Source organism: Streptomyces sp. NPDC019937 (assembly GCF_040631655.1).
In the GTDB taxonomy this organism is placed as follows: Bacteria; Actinomycetota; Actinomycetes; order Streptomycetales; family Streptomycetaceae; genus Streptomyces.
Map to the genome: position 1 here is coordinate 18,036 of NZ_JBEYAL010000042.1, position 16,148 is coordinate 34,183.

Annotated in this window: 13 protein-coding genes, 1 tRNA gene and 1 pseudogene; 8 read left to right on the forward strand and 7 right to left on the reverse strand. The window is 70.3% G+C overall.

Going from position 1 to position 16,148, the window contains the following annotated elements; translation table 11 throughout:
• The first annotated feature begins 109 nt into the window (after positions 1–109).
• A complete protein-coding gene (locus ABZ562_RS32840; RefSeq protein ID WP_361486699.1) occupies positions 110–2,374 on the forward strand; it encodes a (Fe-S)-binding protein in 2,265 nt (754 codons plus the stop codon).
• Positions 2,375–2,430: 56 nt separating this feature from the next.
• On the opposite strand, the gene ABZ562_RS32845 is transcribed toward ABZ562_RS32840, so the two are convergent.
• A complete protein-coding gene (locus ABZ562_RS32845) occupies positions 2,431–5,421 on the reverse strand; it encodes a SpoIIE family protein phosphatase (protein ID WP_361486702.1) in 2,991 nt (996 codons plus the stop codon).
• A gap of 408 nt (positions 5,422–5,829) precedes the next feature.
• Between ABZ562_RS32845 and ABZ562_RS32850 the strand changes: the two genes are divergently transcribed.
• Together ABZ562_RS32850 and ABZ562_RS32855 are read left to right on the forward strand one after the other, a co-directional pair.
• Positions 5,830–7,320, forward strand: a complete 1,491-nt coding sequence (locus tag ABZ562_RS32850; protein ID WP_361486705.1) for an FG-GAP and VCBS repeat-containing protein — start codon at positions 5,830–5,832, stop codon at positions 7,318–7,320.
• A gap of 190 nt (positions 7,321–7,510) precedes the next feature.
• Positions 7,511–8,470: a Yip1 family protein gene (locus ABZ562_RS32855; protein WP_361486707.1), complete on the forward strand. Its 960-nt coding sequence runs from the start codon at positions 7,511–7,513 to the stop codon at positions 8,468–8,470.
• A 32-nt stretch (positions 8,471–8,502) separates the two neighbouring features.
• Here the strand turns inward: ABZ562_RS32855 and ABZ562_RS32860 are convergent, their stop codons facing one another.
• On the reverse strand, positions 8,503–9,000 hold the full coding sequence (locus tag ABZ562_RS32860; protein WP_361486710.1) for a phosphoribosyltransferase: 498 nt from the start codon (positions 8,998–9,000) through the stop codon (positions 8,503–8,505).
• 6 nt (positions 9,001–9,006) lie between these two features.
• The gene (gene dcd / locus ABZ562_RS32865) at positions 9,007–9,582 is read right to left on the reverse strand and encodes a dCTP deaminase (RefSeq protein ID WP_361486713.1); all 576 of its coding nucleotides are present in this window, start codon (positions 9,580–9,582) and stop codon (positions 9,007–9,009) included.
• A 552-nt stretch (positions 9,583–10,134) separates the two neighbouring features.
• Here dcd and ABZ562_RS32870 point away from each other — a divergent pair.
• Positions 10,135–10,208, forward strand: a tRNA-Gly gene (locus ABZ562_RS32870).
• Between the two features lie 206 nt (positions 10,209–10,414).
• Here ABZ562_RS32870 and ABZ562_RS32875 read toward each other — a convergent pair.
• Both ABZ562_RS32875 and ABZ562_RS32880 read right to left on the reverse strand, forming a co-directional pair.
• Positions 10,415–11,194: a GntR family transcriptional regulator gene (locus tag ABZ562_RS32875; RefSeq protein WP_361486715.1), complete on the reverse strand. Its 780-nt coding sequence runs from the start codon at positions 11,192–11,194 to the stop codon at positions 10,415–10,417.
• Positions 11,191–11,733 carry a UTRA domain-containing protein gene (locus ABZ562_RS32880; RefSeq protein ID WP_361486718.1) on the reverse strand — a complete coding sequence of 181 codons (543 nt, stop codon included), beginning with the start codon at positions 11,731–11,733 and terminating at the stop codon, positions 11,191–11,193. The genes ABZ562_RS32875 and ABZ562_RS32880 overlap by 4 nt, the downstream gene beginning before the upstream one ends.
• Before the next feature lie 154 nt (positions 11,734–11,887).
• On the opposite strand from ABZ562_RS32880, the gene ABZ562_RS32885 reads away from it, so the two are divergent.
• The 3 genes and pseudogenes from ABZ562_RS32885 to ABZ562_RS32895 all read left to right on the forward strand — a co-directional run bounded on the left by ABZ562_RS32885 (position 11,888) and on the right by ABZ562_RS32895 (position 13,010).
• Complete coding sequence (locus ABZ562_RS32885) at positions 11,888–12,292, forward strand: ATP-binding protein (RefSeq protein WP_361486720.1); 405 nt, start codon at positions 11,888–11,890, stop codon at positions 12,290–12,292.
• A gap of 70 nt (positions 12,293–12,362) precedes the next feature.
• Positions 12,363–12,647: pseudogene (locus ABZ562_RS32890) on the forward strand (integrase core domain-containing protein); the annotation flags it as partial.
• Positions 12,648–12,653: 6 nt separating this feature from the next.
• Positions 12,654–13,010 carry a hypothetical protein gene (locus tag ABZ562_RS32895; RefSeq protein WP_361486845.1) on the forward strand — a complete coding sequence of 119 codons (357 nt, stop codon included), beginning with the start codon at positions 12,654–12,656 and terminating at the stop codon, positions 13,008–13,010.
• Here ABZ562_RS32895 and ABZ562_RS32900 read toward each other — a convergent pair.
• Positions 12,965–13,969, reverse strand: coding sequence for a helix-turn-helix domain-containing protein (locus ABZ562_RS32900; protein ID WP_361486722.1), 1,005 nt, complete (start codon positions 13,967–13,969; stop codon positions 12,965–12,967). The genes ABZ562_RS32895 and ABZ562_RS32900 overlap by 46 nt on opposite strands.
• Positions 13,970–14,056: 87 nt before the next feature.
• Here ABZ562_RS32900 and ABZ562_RS32905 point away from each other — a divergent pair, with 87 nt between their 5' ends.
• Entirely contained in the window at positions 14,057–14,491 is a 435-nt protein-coding gene (locus ABZ562_RS32905) for a lipocalin-like domain-containing protein (RefSeq protein WP_361486724.1), read from the forward strand.
• A 1,000-nt stretch (positions 14,492–15,491) separates the two neighbouring features.
• Here the strand turns inward: ABZ562_RS32905 and ABZ562_RS32910 are convergent.
• A complete protein-coding gene (locus tag ABZ562_RS32910; protein ID WP_361486727.1) occupies positions 15,492–16,145 on the reverse strand; it encodes a TetR/AcrR family transcriptional regulator in 654 nt (217 codons plus the stop codon).
• Between the last annotated feature and the right edge of the window lie 3 nt (positions 16,146–16,148).

Here is a 16,148-nt window from a genome sequence, read left to right on the forward strand (position 1 = left end):
ATCACCGGCCGGTCGACTACATGGGGGTGCACCCGGACGGGTAATGTCAGTCAAGACCAATTAAGTTACTGCTTAGTAATGCCCGCACTCGCAGGTTCGAGGAGCCTCCATGCAACTCGCCGCGATCATCGTGTCGCTGGTCCTCACCGCGGTCGGCGTTGCCCTGCTTGGCCGCGCCGTCGCGCAATTCGTACGGTTCTTCAGGCTCGGCGCGCCGGTCCCGGCGGGCACCCGGACCGACAACCCCTGGCAGCGCAGCGTGACGCTGGTCCGGGAGTTCCTCGCGCACACCCGGATGAACAAGTGGGGTGTCATCGGCATCGCCCACTGGTTCGTCGCGGTGGGCTTCCTGACCCTGCCCCCGACCATCATCAACGCCTACGGCCAGCTCTTCCAGGCCGACTGGACGCTGCCGGTCATCGGCGGCTTCCTCCCCTATGAGCTGTACATCGAGTTCATCGGCACGATGACCACCCTCGGCATCGCGACCCTGATCGTGATCCGGCTGCTGAACCTGCCCAGCCGGGCCGGCCGCAAGTCGCGGTTCACGGGCTCCACGGCCTGGCAGGCGTACTTCGTCGAGTACGTCATCCTCATCATCGGCCTGGCCATCATGGCGCTGCGCGGCCTGGAGGGCGCCCTGCACGGCGTCGACACGTACGAGCCGGCGTACTTCGCCTCGTACCCGCTGGTGGCGCTCTTCAAGGGCCTCAGCCTGGGCACGCTGCAGAACCTGACCTACCTCTTCGCGATGATCAAGCTCGGCACGACCATGATCTGGATGATCGTGGTCAGCACGAACATCGACATGAGCATCGCCTGGCACCGCTTCCTGGCCTTCCCGAACATCTGGTTCAAGCGCGAGGCCTCGGGCGAGGTGGCGCTCGGCGCGCTCCAGCCGATGACCTCCGGCGGCGAGCCCATCGACTTCGAGGACCCGGACGAGGACGCCCAGTTCGGCGTCTCGCAGATCGAGCACTTCTCCTGGAAGGGCATCCTCGACTTCTCCACCTGCACCGAATGCGGCCGCTGCCAGTCGCAGTGCCCGGCCTGGAACACCGGCAAGCCGCTCTCGCCGAAGCTGCTGGTCATGGCGCTGCGCGACCACTCGCACGCCAAGGCCCCTTACCTCCTCGCGGGCGGCGGCAAGGACGCCGAGGGCGAGGAGAAGGCGAGCGCCGAGCAGCTCGCCGGGGTTCCGCAGTCCGCGCTCGCGGAGGCCGAGCGCCCGCTGATCGGCACCCTGGAGGAGAACGGGGTCATCGACCCGGACGTGCTGTGGTCCTGCACCACCTGCGGCGCCTGCGTCGAGCAGTGCCCCGTCGACATCGAGCACGTCGACCACATCGTCGACATGCGCCGCTACCAGGTCATGATCGAGTCGTCGTTCCCGAGCGAGGCCGGGACGATGCTCAAGAACCTGGAGAAGAAGGGCAACCCCTGGGGGCTGGCGAAGAAGCAGCGGCTGGCGTGGACCAAGGAGGTCGAGTTCGAGGTCCCGGTCGTCGGCAAGGACGTCGAGGACCTGACCGAGGTCGACTACCTGTACTGGGTCGGCTGCGCCGGCGCCCTGGAGGACCGCGCCAAGAAGACCACCAAGGCCTTCGCGGAGCTGCTGCACATCGCGGGCGTCAAGTTCGCGATCATGGGCGGCGACGAGGCGTGCACCGGTGACTCCGCCCGCCGCCTGGGCAACGAGTTCCTGTTCCAGCAGCTCGGCCAGCAGAACGTCGAGATGCTGAACATGGCCTTCGGCGAAGATGCCGATGAGGGCGTCGTGGTCGAGAAGGCGAAGAAGAAGATCGTCGCGACCTGCCCCCACTGCTTCAACACCATCGCGAACGAATACCCGCAGCTGGGCGGCCACTTCGAGGTCATCCACCACACCCAGCTGCTCCAGCACCTCATCGACGAGGGCAAGCTGATCCCCGTCACCCCGGTCGAGGGTCTGATCACCTACCACGACCCCTGCTACCTGGGCCGCCACAACAAGGTCTACACACCGCCGCGCGAGATCATCGCCAAGGTGCCGGGCCTGCGGAACGAGGAGATGCACCGCCACAAGGAGCGCGGCTTCTGCTGCGGCGCGGGCGGCGCCCGCATGTGGATGGAGGAGCGGATCGGCAAGCGCATCAACAACGAGCGCGTCGACGAGGCCCTGTCGCTCAACCCCGACATCGTCTCCACCGCCTGCCCGTTCTGCCTGGTCATGCTGACCGACTCGGTCAACGGCAAGAAGAACGACGGCAAGGTCGCCGAATCGCTCCAGGTCGTGGACGTGGCGCAGCTGCTGCTCGACTCGGTGAAGACCCCTGCCGAGCCGGAGGGCGACGGCACGTCGGCCGAGGCCCCGGAGCCCGCCCCGGTGAAGTGACGCCCCCGCGTCGGCCATGACGAGGCCCGCCCGCGCACCGCGTGGGCGGGCCTCGTCTATGCCCGCGGCTTGCCGTTCTTCGGTAACGGCAGCGTCTGCTCCGTCCAGATGACCTTGCCCTCCGCCGTGTACCGCGTGCCCCACCGGTCGGCGAACTGGGAGACCAGGAACAGCCCGCGGCCGCCCTCGTCCGTCGTCGCCGCGTACCGCAGATGCGGTGAGGTGCTGCTGGTGTCGGACACCTCGCAGATCAGGCTGCGGTCGCACAGCAGCCGCACCCGGATCGGGCCGGTGGCGTAGCGGATCGCGTTGGTGATCAGCTCGCTGAGGATCAGCTCGGTCGTGAACGCCACCTCCCCCAGCTCCCACTCCGCGAGCTGCCGGGCCACCGCCGCCCGCACCTCGGCGACCTGCGCCGGGTCGGACGGCACCTCCCAGTCGGCGATCCGCTCCGGCTCCAGCACCCTCGTACGGGCGACGATCAGCGCGATGTCGTCGCTGGGGCGCTCGGGCAGCAGCGCGTCCAGCACCGCCGTACAGGTCTCCTCCGGGGTGCGCCCGGGGTGGGACAGGGCGTCGCCCAGCATCTCCAGGCCCGTTTCGATGTCCCGGTCGCGCTTCTCGATCAGCCCGTCCGTGTAGAGCACCAGGTGGCTGCCCTCGGGCAGCTCCAGCTCGTCCGTCTCGAACGGCAGCCCGCCCAGGCCCAGCGGCGGGCCCACGGGCAGGTCCTCCAGGAACTCCACCGAGCCGTCCGGGCTCACCACCGCGGGCGGCGGATGCCCGGCGCGGGCCATGGTGCAGCGCCGCGTCACCGGGTCGTAGATCGCGTACAGGCAGGTGGCCCCGATGATCACCTCACCGCCGCCGTCGCCGTCCGCCAGGGCGCTGTGGCCCTCGTCGTGGTCGATGCGGGCGATCAGGTCGTCCAGGTGGGACAGGATCTCGTCCGGTGGCAGATCGAGCGTGGAGAAGTTGTGCACCGCCGTCCGCAGCCGCCCCATCGTGGCCGCCGCGTGCAGCCCGTGGCCGACGACGTCGCCCACCACCAGCGCCACCCGCGCGCCCGGCAGCGGGATGACGTCGAACCAGTCGCCGCCGACGCCCGACTCGGCCGGCAGATAGCGGTACGCCACGTCCAGCGCGTTCTGCTCGGGCAGCACCCGGGGCAGCAGGCTGCGCTGCAGCGTCACCGCCATGGTGTGCTCGCGGGTGTAACGGCGGGCGTTGTCGATGCTGACGGCGGCCCGGGTGACCAGCTCCTCGGCGAGCGAGACGTCGTCCTCCTCGAACGGCTCGGGCTTCTCCGCCCGCATGAAGCTTGCCACGCCCAGCACCACGCCCCGGGCCCGCAGCGGGACCGTGATCATCGAGTGGATGCCGGAGTCGACGATCTTCCGGGCCTGGTCGGGATCCTGCTCCTGCCAGCCCCCGTGATCGCTCAGCACGGGGACGACCGTGACGGTGCCGGTGCGGAAGCCGCGGGCCTGGGGCGCGTTCGGCGTGAACCGGATCAGCTTGCCCAGCGGGTAGAGCGGCACGTCGTCGCGGATGCCGCTGAGCGCCGTACGCCGCAGGGGCGTGGGGCGGCCGTCCGCGCCGCCCCCGCCGCCCGCCGTACCGGCGGCGCCCTCCTGCGGCTCCTCGCCGCGCAGGACCGAGTCCGCGAGGTCGACGGAGACGTAGTCGGCGAACCGGGCCACCGCGTACTCCGCCAGCTCCTGCGCGGTGCGCACCACGTCCAGCGTGGTGCCGATCGACACGCCCGCGTCGTACAGCAGCTTCAGGCGGTTGCGGGCCAGGTCGACCTTGCCGGTCAGCGCGCGCAGCTCGGTGGTGTCGCGCAGGGTCGCGACGCTGCCGGGCGGGCCTCCGTTGCGGTCGGTGGGGCGGTGGCTGACCGACAGCAGCCGCTCCCCGGCCGTGTGCACCTCATCGGTGGCCGGGCGGCCCGACACCAGCAGCTCGGTCGTGTACGGATCGAAGCCCAGCTCGGCGACGAGACGGCCCTCCGCGTCCGGCGGCAGGGCGAAGAGGCGGCGCGCCTCGTCGTTGGCCAGCACCAGGCGTCCGTCGCCGCTGACGATCAGCACGCCCTCCCGCACGGCGTGCAGCACCGCGTCGTGGTGCTCGTACATCCGCGTCATCTCGGCCGGGTCCAGACCGTGGGTCTGGCGCCGCAGCCGCCTGCTGACCAGGGCGGTGCCGCCGGTGGCCAGGGCGAGCGAGGCAGCGGCGGCGATGACCAGCAGCGGCAGCTGGTGGTTGGCCGCGCCGCTCACCTTCTTGATCGTGATCCCGGCCGACACCAGCCCCACGACCTTGCCGTGGCTGTCGAAGACGGGCACCACGGACCGCACGGACAGGCCGAGCGTGCCGGTGAAGGTCTCCGTGACCGTGCGGCCCCGCACCGCGCCCTCGATGCTGCCCATGAAGTGCTTCCCGATCCGGTCCGGATTGGGGTGGGTGTAGCGGATCCCGTGCGGCGACATGGCCACGACGAAGTCGACGCCCGCGCCCTTGCGGGCCCGCTCGGCGAGCGGCTGCAGCGCGGCGGCCGGATCGGGGCCGCGCATCGCGGCGGCCATCCCCGGGGCGTTCGCGAAGCTCTCGGCGACGGCCATCGAGCGGTTACGGGCCTCGCGCTCGCTGTCGTACCGCGACTGCAGGACGAGCGCCACCACGGCGGCGACGACGAGCAGCAGCACGACGCCCACCTGGAGGACGAACACCTGGCCCGCGACCGTACGCACGCCACGGCCCGGGAGGCGGCGCGACCGCCCGCCCCGGAGGCCCCGGAGGCCCTGCCCCCCGTACCCCTCGTGCCCCTCGCGGGTCCGCAGCGCCTGGCGCGGCCCGCTCGTCAGGCGCCCCTCGGCCCCGTGCGCCGCGGGGTCACGCACCGCGGGGTCGTGCCCGTTCGGCTCGGGGGCATTCCGCTCGCGGGCATTCCGCTGACGGCGGGGGCCCTGATGGCCGCGCTGATTCCGCCACTCGGTCACGGCCCGCGCCAGGGGGACCCGTGCTCGACCGAAAAGTCCGGCCATGTCGCTATTTCTAGCACCCTCGTACTCTGGCGGGCGAGCGGCATCCGCCGCTGCCGGCCGGCCACTCCCGTCCGACATCGCGCCTACACCCCGCTCGCACCCTCCATGGGTCTCGGTGCCTCACCCGTCACTGACGCATCGTGCGATACGCACATGGCAGCCCCCGCTCGCCCGCTTCGAACATGAACCGATCCTGGCCGTGAAGTATCCCTTCTCACAACAAGGTTGTGGATCCCTGTGGATCCCCGTGGATTCTCACAGGATCATGCCCCACCCAAGGGTGGGTAAATGTCCTGGACGGCCCTTGTGCTCCAAAGGTCATCTTTACAGTCAAGCGGACTGATGGCTCCCAGAACCGCCGTACCCCCTTGGTTGCCGCGACCGTGCCGCATGGGTTAGGGGTGACCGATGACGCCCGCGCCTCCGCCCACTCCCCCCACGCGCTCCCCCGCCCGCACCGCCCTCGCCACCTGCGCGGCGTGGGCCGGTGTGCTCGCGCTGCTCACCGGATGCGGCGCGGGGGCCTCCGCCGACGGGCCACGGGCCCAGCGCCCCTCCCACGCCTCCGCGGCCTCCGCGGGCGCCGGGTCCACCGCGACCGCCCCCGTCCCGCGCGGCAAGGGCAGCAAGCTGCCCGACGACGTCAACGGCGACCGCTACCCGGACCTGCAGCTTCCGGTCCCGCCCCGCAAACGCGGCCTGCCCAGCCGGATCGCCTTCGTCCACGGCTCGCACGACGGCCTCCACCCCGCCACCCGCACCGTCCTGCGCCGGGCCGACCTGGGCCTGCCCGACGGCGACGTCGCCGTCGCGGGCGCGACCGAGGTGGCCACCGCCGACCTCGACGGCGACGGCTACGCCGACGTCACCACCACCGGCGGCGAACGGCTCGGCGCCGCCGAGGCCAAGCGCACCCACACCACGGTCCGGACCGTCCCGTACATCGCCTGGGGCAGCGCGGGCGGCCCGCCGCACGCCCGCTCCGCCGCCCGCGTCCAGCTCACCGGCCCCTCCGACTCCGTCGACCCGGCGCGCCCGACCGTCGGCGACTTCAACGGCGACGGCCACCACGACCTGGCGGTGGTCCGCGCCGACCGGCGCTCGTTCCTCGTCCTGTACGGGCCGTTCGACCGCGCGGGCCGGGCCGCCCGGACCGTGCCGTACCGCAGCCCGTTCCACGGCGGCGGCGCCGAGATCGGCGACCTCGTCGCCGACCGGATCCACGGCGACCGCCCCACCGACCTGGTCGTGCACGGGATCAGCGCCGCCACCCAGTCCGGCTCCGCCCTGCTGTCCGCCGGACCGCGCGGGCTGGGCCACACCGGGCGCCCGCTGCGCAAGGGCAACTCGATCACCTTCGGCGACTTCGACGGGGACGGCCGCCGGGACGTCGCGGTCGGCGCCAGCGGCACCCGCGCCGACGAGGGCGGCGACGCGACGGAGAAGCCGGACATCGGCCGCACGGTGAGCGTCTACTACGGCACCCCCGCCGGCCGCGTCGTCCGCTCCTCCCCGTCGATCCCGGTGCCCGGCATGTCAGGGACGATGATGGCCGCCGACACCGACGGCGACGGCGCCGACGAGCTGGCCGTCCCGCTCGGCTCCGGCGGCGCCCGGCTGCTGGCCCCCCGCCCCGGACGTACCGCCCTCGCCCGCCACACCCTCACCCGCACCGTCCCGGCCCGGGTGGACGGCAAGGCCGTACGCCGGGACGAGCGCGCCGCCCGGCTCTACGGCGCGGCCGACTTCGATCACGACGGCAAGGACGAGATCGTGCTCGCCTGGGGCCCCGGCATCGCGTTCTCCCTGTACGGCGAGCGGCCCGAGCGGTGGTGGATCACCAACGGCGCCTCCGACGAGACCACCTTCTCCAGCCGGCCCTTCGCCGCGACCTCCTAGGGGGTGTCTTGCCGATCATGCCGGGCTCCCGACGCCTGGCCCGATCGACAAGACACCCCCTAGCACCAACTGGCCCTCGAGCGGGGGGTTGACCCCCCAGGGTCCCCCTAAGGGATGTCACAGCTCGGCAGCAATGCCGGGCCTGTCCCCCCGCTCCGGCTCCCCACCCTCCGCGACCGGGTACGTTCGAATGGTGGCTGGATTCAGGATCGGACGCGGACGGGACTCCCACTCCGCGCAACAAGGGCAGCAGCAGCGACCGCAGCAGCCGCCGCACGGGTCGCAGGACCCGTACGGCCGCACGCAGCCGCAGTGGCAGCAGCCCGCTACACAGGGAGAGCCGGAGTACTTCGGCGGCCAGGACCCGTACTACGGACCCGGCGGCGGGCCCGGCGGCGGACCGGGCCCGGACCAGGGCTACGGCCAGGGCGGCGGGCACAGACCGGGCCCCGGGGGCCCCGGCGGGTACGCCGACAACAACTCCGGGCACACGCAGGCGTTCAGCGTGGGCGAGGCGCCCGACGCGTACGACCCGTACGGCCAGGGCCCCGGTTCGTACGACGACGGCAGCACCTACCGCGCCGGCTCCTCCACCGCCCCGCCCGCCGGCCCCCGGCTGCACTGGAAGCAGCTGCTGAGCGGCATCGTGCTGCGCCCGGCGCCCACCTTCTGGCAGATGCGCGACTACACGGTGTGGGGCCCGGCCCTCATCGTGACCTTCGTCTACGGCCTGCTGGCGGTCTTCGGCTTCGACGACGCCCGTAAGGACGTCCTGAACGCCCCGATGGCCAACAGCATCCCGTGGATCCTCAGCGCGGGCGTCGCCGTCACGATCAGCGCCCTGGTGCTCGGCGCGGTCACCCACACCCTCGCCCGCCAGCTCGGCGGCGACGGCACCTGGGGACCGACCATCGGCCTCTCGATGCTGATCATGTCGATCACCGACGCGCCGAGGCTGCTGTTCGCGCTCTTCCTGGGCGGCGACAGCTCCCTGGTGCAGGTGCTGGGCTGGGCGACCTGGCTGGCCTCGGGCGCGCTGTTCACGTCCATGGTGAGCAAGTCGCACGACCTGCCGTGGCAGAAGGCGCTGGGCGCGTCGGCGATCCAGCTGATCGCGCTGCTGTCGCTGGTGAAGCTCGGAACCCTGTAGGAAAGGGGCCCGCAAGGGCCCCTCGTACCCTCCTACGCGTCGAGGACCTGCCCGTCACGCCGCACGACGGGCGGCTCGACGCTCCAGGGGAAGTTGATCCACTGCTCGGTGCGCTTCCACACGTACTCGCACTTCACCAGCGACTGCGACTTCTCGTAGATCACGGCGCTGCGCACCTCGGCGACCGTCCCGAGGCAGAAGTCGCGCACCAGCTTCAGCGTCTTGCCGGTGTCCGCGACGTCGTCGGCGATCAGCACCTTCTTGTCGGAGAAGTCGATCGCGTTGGGCACGGGCGCGAGCATCACCGGCATGTCGAGGGTGGTCCCCACCCCCGTGTAGAACTCCACGTTCACCAGGTGGATGTTCTTGCAGTCCAGCGCGTACGCCAGCCCTCCCGCGACGAAGACCCCGCCGCGGGCTATGGACAGCACGACGTCCGGCTCGTACCCGTCGTCCGCGATCTCCTGCGCCAGCTCGCGGACCGCCGCGCCGAACCGCTCGTACGAAAGATTCTCGCGCTCCTCAGCCACCGCTGCTCACACCTTCGTCCGATGGAAGTTCTGGAACGAACGCGAAGGCGTCGGCCCACGCTGCCCCTGGTAGCGGGAGCCGTACCGCGCCGAGCCGTACGGATGCTCGGCGGGCGAGGTCAGCCGGAACATGCACAGCTGCCCGATCTTCATCCCCGGCCACAGCTTGATCGGCAGCGTCGCCACGTTCGACAGCTCGAGCGTCACATGCCCCGAGAACCCCGGGTCGATGAAACCGGCCGTCGAATGCGTCAGCAGCCCCAGCCGGCCCAGGCTCGACTTCCCCTCCAGCCGCGAGGCGAGGTCCACCGGCAGCGTGACCACCTCGTACGTGGAGGCGAGCACGAACTCCCCCGGATGCAGGATGAACGCCTCATCCCCCTCCGGCTCCACCAGCCGCGTCAGATCCGGCTGCTCGACCGCCGGATCGATATGCGGATAGCGGTGGTTCTCGAAAACCCGGAAGAACCGGTCCAACCTGACGTCGATGCTCGACGGCTGCACCATCGCCGGGTCATACGGATCGATCCGCACCCGTCCGGCGTCGATCTCCGTCCGGATGTCCTTGTCTGAGAGAAGCACGGAACGAGGATACGCAAACCACCCCCACCCCATGGCGCGGGCCCGGTCCACCGGACCGGGCCCGCGCCCACGATCTTCGTTCGACTACCGCAACTACCCGCTGCTGCTACGGCTCCTACGGCGCCTACCGCTCTTCGCGCGCCACCGGCACCGCATGCCGGAGCCTGGCGCAACGCGGACACCGCAGCAGCCGCCCGGGACCGATGCGGTCGACCGTAAGGTGCCGCATCGGGAACGAAGCGGTGCTGAACACATGCCCTTCGGCACAACGGACGACGGTGCGCTCCATTGAGTCCCTTCCCCATGAACGTGGACGACGCGGACGACAAAAGCCACATTAGGGGATCAACCGCACGCCGCTCCAAGCGGCACTCCGCCCCCCACGGTACGCCCCAACTCCCCCACCCCAGGAGCACCTTCCCCCACTCCCCCCTCCCCGGCCGGGCGCCTCCCGCACCCGGAAAACGCGAAAACCCCACAGCGCATGCACCGGGGGTCAGCCATGAGGTAAAGTGAGCGACGATGCGGCACCGAGAGATCGGCGCCTCACTCGCGGGTGTAGTTTAATGGTAGAACATGAGCTTCCCAAGCTCAGAGCGCGAGTTCGATTCTCGTCACCCGCTCCAGCACAAAGCCCCAGGCCAGCGGCCTGGGGCTTCTTTGTTGTCTAGACCTCTCCGGGGTCACCGTGCCCTCCGGGTGCCCGTTGCGTGCCAGATGACCGTCTGGCGTCCGGGGCACGCCGAACCTATGAGCAAGCCCACGAGGCCAAGTCATGTGGCGACCTCAACACTCACTTGAACGCGCGACTCGGCGAGTGCGACGCCAGACGTCAAGAGGGGGTGAACTCGTACTGCAGCTCGTAGAGGTGACCCGCCTTGGCCATGACCGTGGCCTCGATGGGCTGCTCGTCGTCGCTGTACACCACCCGCAGCGTCCGCAGCACGGGCAGATTTCCGGGAAGCCCGAGCACGGTGTACTGCTCCTGGGTCGGCACGCGGGCGGACACCTTGTCGACACTGAGGCGGGGCGGGTAGCCCAGCTCTGCCAGGAGGGCCGGGGTGCCACCCTTGATCTTGCGGCGGTCCATCATCGCCGTCCCGCGCGCCAGTTCCAGCGGGTAGTACGACTTCACCAGCTCCACCGGCTCGTCATCCATCAGCAGCACCTGTGCCCGGAGCAAGGCCGTGTCGTCCGCCGGGAGCCGCAGCGCCTCAGCGACATCGGCGGGCGGCCGAACCTCGGCCACGTCCAGGAGACGGCTGCTTCCGCGCGTCTGATGACTGGCGGCCTCGCTGATCCACCGATACGGCTCACCGGATGCGGCCGGGGCCATGTACGAAGCGGGCCGCATGGTGCGCTGCCGGTGCTCCCGTACGGTGACGGCCGCTCCGGCGCGGCCCACCGCCAGGCCCTCGTCCTTCAGTAGCTGCAACGCCTTCTGCACGGTCGCGTTCGACGCTGAGAACCGCTCCTTGAGCTGCGCGGTCGACGGAAGATTCGCGCCGGGGCGAAGGTCGCCCGACATGATCTCGTCCCGCAGATCGGCGGCGATCCGCTCGTGCAGCGACCGCCGGTCGACGGCGTCCTGTTCGGCCTTGGGCACGGTCATCCCATCGTGAGTTCGTAGCGGAGGCGCTGCCGGTGGGCGGGCATGGTGATCAGGTCGGCCTGGATGGCCCGCTGGCCCCCGTCCAAGATCGCCCGCTCCAGTCGCAGCACGGGTTCGTCGACGCCGGTCCGCAACAGCCCCCGCTCTTCCTCGTCCGGCATCCGAGCCGTCACGTCCTCCCGCACGCGCCGCCCCACGTAACCCAGTTCGGCGAGCAGAGCCACCGCCCCGCCACGGATCTTCGCGGTGCCCGCGAGGGCGGTCCCCGCCGCGATCCGGGCCGGGTAGTAGGAGTCGGTCAGCTCGCACGGCTGCTCGTCCAGGTACATGATCCGCCGCCGGACAACGACTTGATCCCCCTCCGCAAGCCCCAGCAGCCGGGCCACGACATCCGATGCGGGCACCTCCCCCGCCCCCACGATCCGTTGAGTGCCCCGACGCCCACGCGCCGCGGCCTCCTGCCCCCACACGTCGCCCTGCCCTCCAACAACCGGCTGCAGGTAAGGCATCGAGGTGCTGATCCACGCGTCGCCGGGCATCGAACCCCTCCTCAAGCTTGATCGGACTCGCCAACCTTGCCGCTTTACACAGTAAGCGACCCCATGGCCACCGCTCAGACCCTACCTTGCCACCTTTCATGAATAGCAATAAGGTGAATCAATCTCACAGCACGCTATGAGGCGGTGACCGACCGTGCGCCTGACGCGCCAACAGCTGTTCACGCGACGCAAGCCATCCATCCGGGCCAGCAGACAGTTCGTGACCCGAACACTCACCGAGTGGGGCTACGACGACTGCTTAGACGAGATCCAGCTCTGCGTATCGGAGCTGGCGACCAACGCACTCCTCCACGGCGTGCCGCCCGGCCGGCTGTTCCGGGTGCTCATCAAGGCATCCGAGGAACGGATCCGCATCGAGGTACGCGACTCCGGCCCCGGCCACCCCGTCTCCCAAGCCCCGCACCCCGACAGCGAACACGGCTGCGGCCTGCTCCTCGTCACCGAACTCACGGATGCCTGGGGCGAGATCGAGCACACCGTGGGCAAGACGGTCTGGTTCACCATGAAGTCGACGCCGACGGCGGAGCAGGCCGAGTGACACTCCGCTCCCAGCGCCACGACGGCTGGGACCGGGACCAGCTCCACCGTGACGAGATCGCCGTGACGATGAACTCCAGTCCGCCTTCCACTGGCACGTGCTCGACAAGGGCATTGCCCACACCTACATCAAGCCCCGCACACCGCGGCTGAACGGCAAGGTTGAACGCTCCCACCGCATCGACGCCGAGGAGTTCTACCGCCTGCTCGACGGCGTCGTCATCGACGACGCCGAGGTCTTCAACGACAAGCTGCGCGAGTGGGAGGACTACTACAACTACCATCGCCCTCACGGCGGCCTCGGCGGCCACACCCCCTACGCACGCCTCAAGCAGAAGACCACGACCCAGGCGTAATCGCTGATCGTCAGTGGCACACCGGCGCGGCCGCCGACGTCACCGTCGGAGGCGTGTCTCTGCTCGTACATCGACTCCGGGCTCTGCTACGTCACCGGCATACATGGCCGCCCGGACATCCCGGGCACGGTCGACGTCACCGCCCGGCAGGCCGTCGCACACGCGGCGGCAGGAGCCGACATCGTGGGGCCGGCCTCCATGGTGCTCGGCACCACGCAAGGCGCCCGCACCGCGCTAGTTCATCGACGCGGCACTCCAGCTCGTCCAAGAGGGCGCCGGCATGCTCCTGCTGGAGCCCGCCATGTACCGCCGCGTGCTCACCCGCCTGGGGCGGGGGCACGGCCGGCGAACGTTTGGCGGTAGACGGAGGGAGACACGCCGAGGACCTGCCTGAGGTGTTCGCGCAGGGATCGGGGAGATCCGAAGCCGGTGGCCGCCGCGATGTGGTCGATGGTCAGGGTGGTGGTCTCCAGCAGAGCGCGGGCGCGGTCGACGCGTTGCAGGGTGATCCATTGTCCGGGTGTCGTGCCGGTCTCCATGCGGAACCGTCGGTTGAAGGTACGAACGCTCATGCTGGCGCGCCGGGCGAGTTCATCCAGCGGCAGGGGCCGGTGGAGCTGGGTGAGTGCCCACGCGCGCGCGGCGGCGGTGGAGGCGCCGTCATCGGCGGGGACGACTGCTTGGACGTACTGGGCCTGGCCGCCCTCGCGCCAGGGCGGCACGACGCAGGCGCGGGCCACGTCATTGGCGACGGACGCGCCGTGATCGCGGCGTACGAGGTGAAGGCAGAGGTCGATGCCGGCGGCGACTCCGGCGGAGGTGAGCACGTCACCGTCATCGACGAAGAGCACATCGCGGTCGAGCCGGACGTCGGGGAACGAGACGCGGAAGTCCTCGGCTTCCCGCCAGTGCGTGGTGGCCGGGCGGCCGTCGAGCAGACCCGCGGTGGCGAGAGCGAAGGCCGCAGCGCACAGGCCCACGACCCGCGTACCCGAGCGCAAACCGGTGAGTAGGGGGAGCACGTCGGCGGGGATCCCGTCGCGCCCCCGGTCACGCATGGCGAGGGTGGGAGCGACGACGACGGTGTCCGCGTCCCGCAGGATCTCGGCGCCGTGTTCGATGGCGATGGAGAAGCCCGCGTCGCTGGTCACGGGCCGGGCGCCGAGCGAGCACACCCGCACCTCGTACAGCGGAGAGCCGTCCGGGGCGTTGGCCGCGCCCAGGATGCGGGTCGGGATGACGAGTTCAAACGCGCGTACGCCGTCAAGTGCGAGAACGGCCACTTTGTGCATGGCCAGATCCTGCCACAAGGTGGCATCCATGCCACTGTCGAGGTGAGAAGGGCCGGCGGAGCATGGGGATCACGGGCAGAACGAGCCCGTTGCTCCTCCTCGGAAAGGCCACATGTCATGCACTCCGGCACTCCCCACCAGCGCCTGGTCGGCTCCTGGCGGCTCGTCTCCTATCGGCTCACCGGCTCCGACGCCGCGTACCCGTTGGGCAAGGACGCGCACGGACTGATCATCTACACCGATGACGGCCACATGTCCGTTCAGATCAGCGCCCCGGACCGGTCTGCGTACACCGATGGCGAAGTGCACGGTGGCACCGGCGCCGAGCAGGCCGAGGCGGCACGCGGCTACCTCGCTTACGCGGGCACCTACACCGTCACCGACGACATCGTCGAGCACCACGTCGAGCACAGTCTCTTCCCGAACTGGGAGAACACCGTCCTGTCCCGGCACGCCACCCTGGACGAGAACCACCGGCTCCACCTGGAACTCGTCAAGCCGGTCATCGTTGACGGACAGGAGCGCGGCGGCGTCCTGACCTGGGAACGCTGAGTTCACCCGGGCACACGGGTGACCCGCCTGTCCTGCCAGGTTCTCTGCGGGCGTCAGGTGCCCGCGGGCGATGAGCGCGCCGATGCGGATCAGCGCGATGCCCAATTGGCCGGCCGCGTCGGGCTGGGACAGCCACGCAGCCTGGCGCCCCCAGTCGACGAGGGGCACGTCCGGTCCAAGGGCCTGGCTGTCCACGCCGACGCCACCGTCATCAGCTCTGTCTTCACGGACGAACTGCGGCGCACTGCTGACGCCCGGCCCATCTCCGGGCACACGGCGAACGTGGTGTGCCCGGTTGCGTGTGCAAGGCCAGCCTCCGCCTATGGGTGGCGCGCACGCGCAGACCTCCACTGGCAGGTGGAACCGGCGGGCATCCGCGACACCGGATGCCGTCGTACCCCATCCATGCCCTCCAAGGCGGTAAGCAGCGGTCATCGGCGGGGCGGCCAGACCGATCTCCAAAGCCTCTGCCGCAGCGTTTTGCCAGGTCAGCGGCACACAGCCACCGCAAGCGCCGTTGATTCCCAAGCTCGGAGCGCGAGTTCGATTCTCGTCACCCGCTCCAGCACAAAGCCCCAGGCCGGCGGCCCGGGGCTTCTTTGTTGTCCAGACCTCTCAGGGGTCGCCGCGCCCTCCGCATGCCCCAATTGAGGCACGAACCACCACCGAAGACCCCTTCACGACCTCACCCGCAGCGACACAGGCATGGCAATCTCACAGAGTGAGACGCATTTCCCGTGGCCTGCGCCACTCCCTGGCGCGTAAGCATGTTGTTGCGGCCGCGAGGCGCCAGCAAATGTGGCAGAGCTCCCGCCCGTCGTCGTGAGCGACTGGCGTCCACATCAACAAGGCGAATGCCTGGGCGGATATCCGCAAGACAGCTGGGCTGGTTACCTCGCGCCTGAGCGGACGCTCCCATCCCGAGCCTGCGGCGAGGCCAGCCCTGACAGCCGCAGCCCCGCCTCGGTGTTCACCCGGCGGCTGGGGTCCGTGCCGGGTCTCACCCGGTGGCATCGCGGAGGACGGTGTCGACGGTGCGGTGGGCGAAGGCCGTCAGTTCTTCCGGATCCTGCTCTCCGAAGGTGGCGGTCCACAGAGCGAAGCGGCCGAAGAGGGCCGACCAGAGGGTGATGGCTGCGTGTTCGACGCCATCCGGCCAGCGCCGGCCTTCGTTCTCGCAGGCATGGAGGGCGTCGAGCCACTGCTGCCACAGAGCGAGAGCGGGATGGGCATCGCGCGGTATTCCGAAGGCGGTGGCGTCGTAGCCGAACATGAGGCGGTAAACGCCACGTTGGGTGCGGGCGAAGGTGTAGTAGGCGTCGGCTTGGGCGTGCAGCCGCTCGCGGGCTCCGGTTCCGCGGTCGACCGCTTCGGCGTCGGCGTCGCGCATGGCGGCGACGAGGCGCTCGTAGCCGTCTTCGGTGACCGCACGGGCCAGTTCGTCCTTGTCGGCGAAGTGCAGATACATGCTCTGGGCGGCGATGCCGACTTCGCGCGCGACCTCGCGGAGGGAGACGGGAAGGGCGTCGTTCGCCACCTTCTCGTCGAGCAGGCGGCCGACGGCCGCGAGGATGTCCTGGCGCAGCCGCTCGCCCTGGCCTCGGGCGTTGCGCCTGCGTACGGTGGCGGATGGCTGGTCGTTCACCTTTCTCATTGT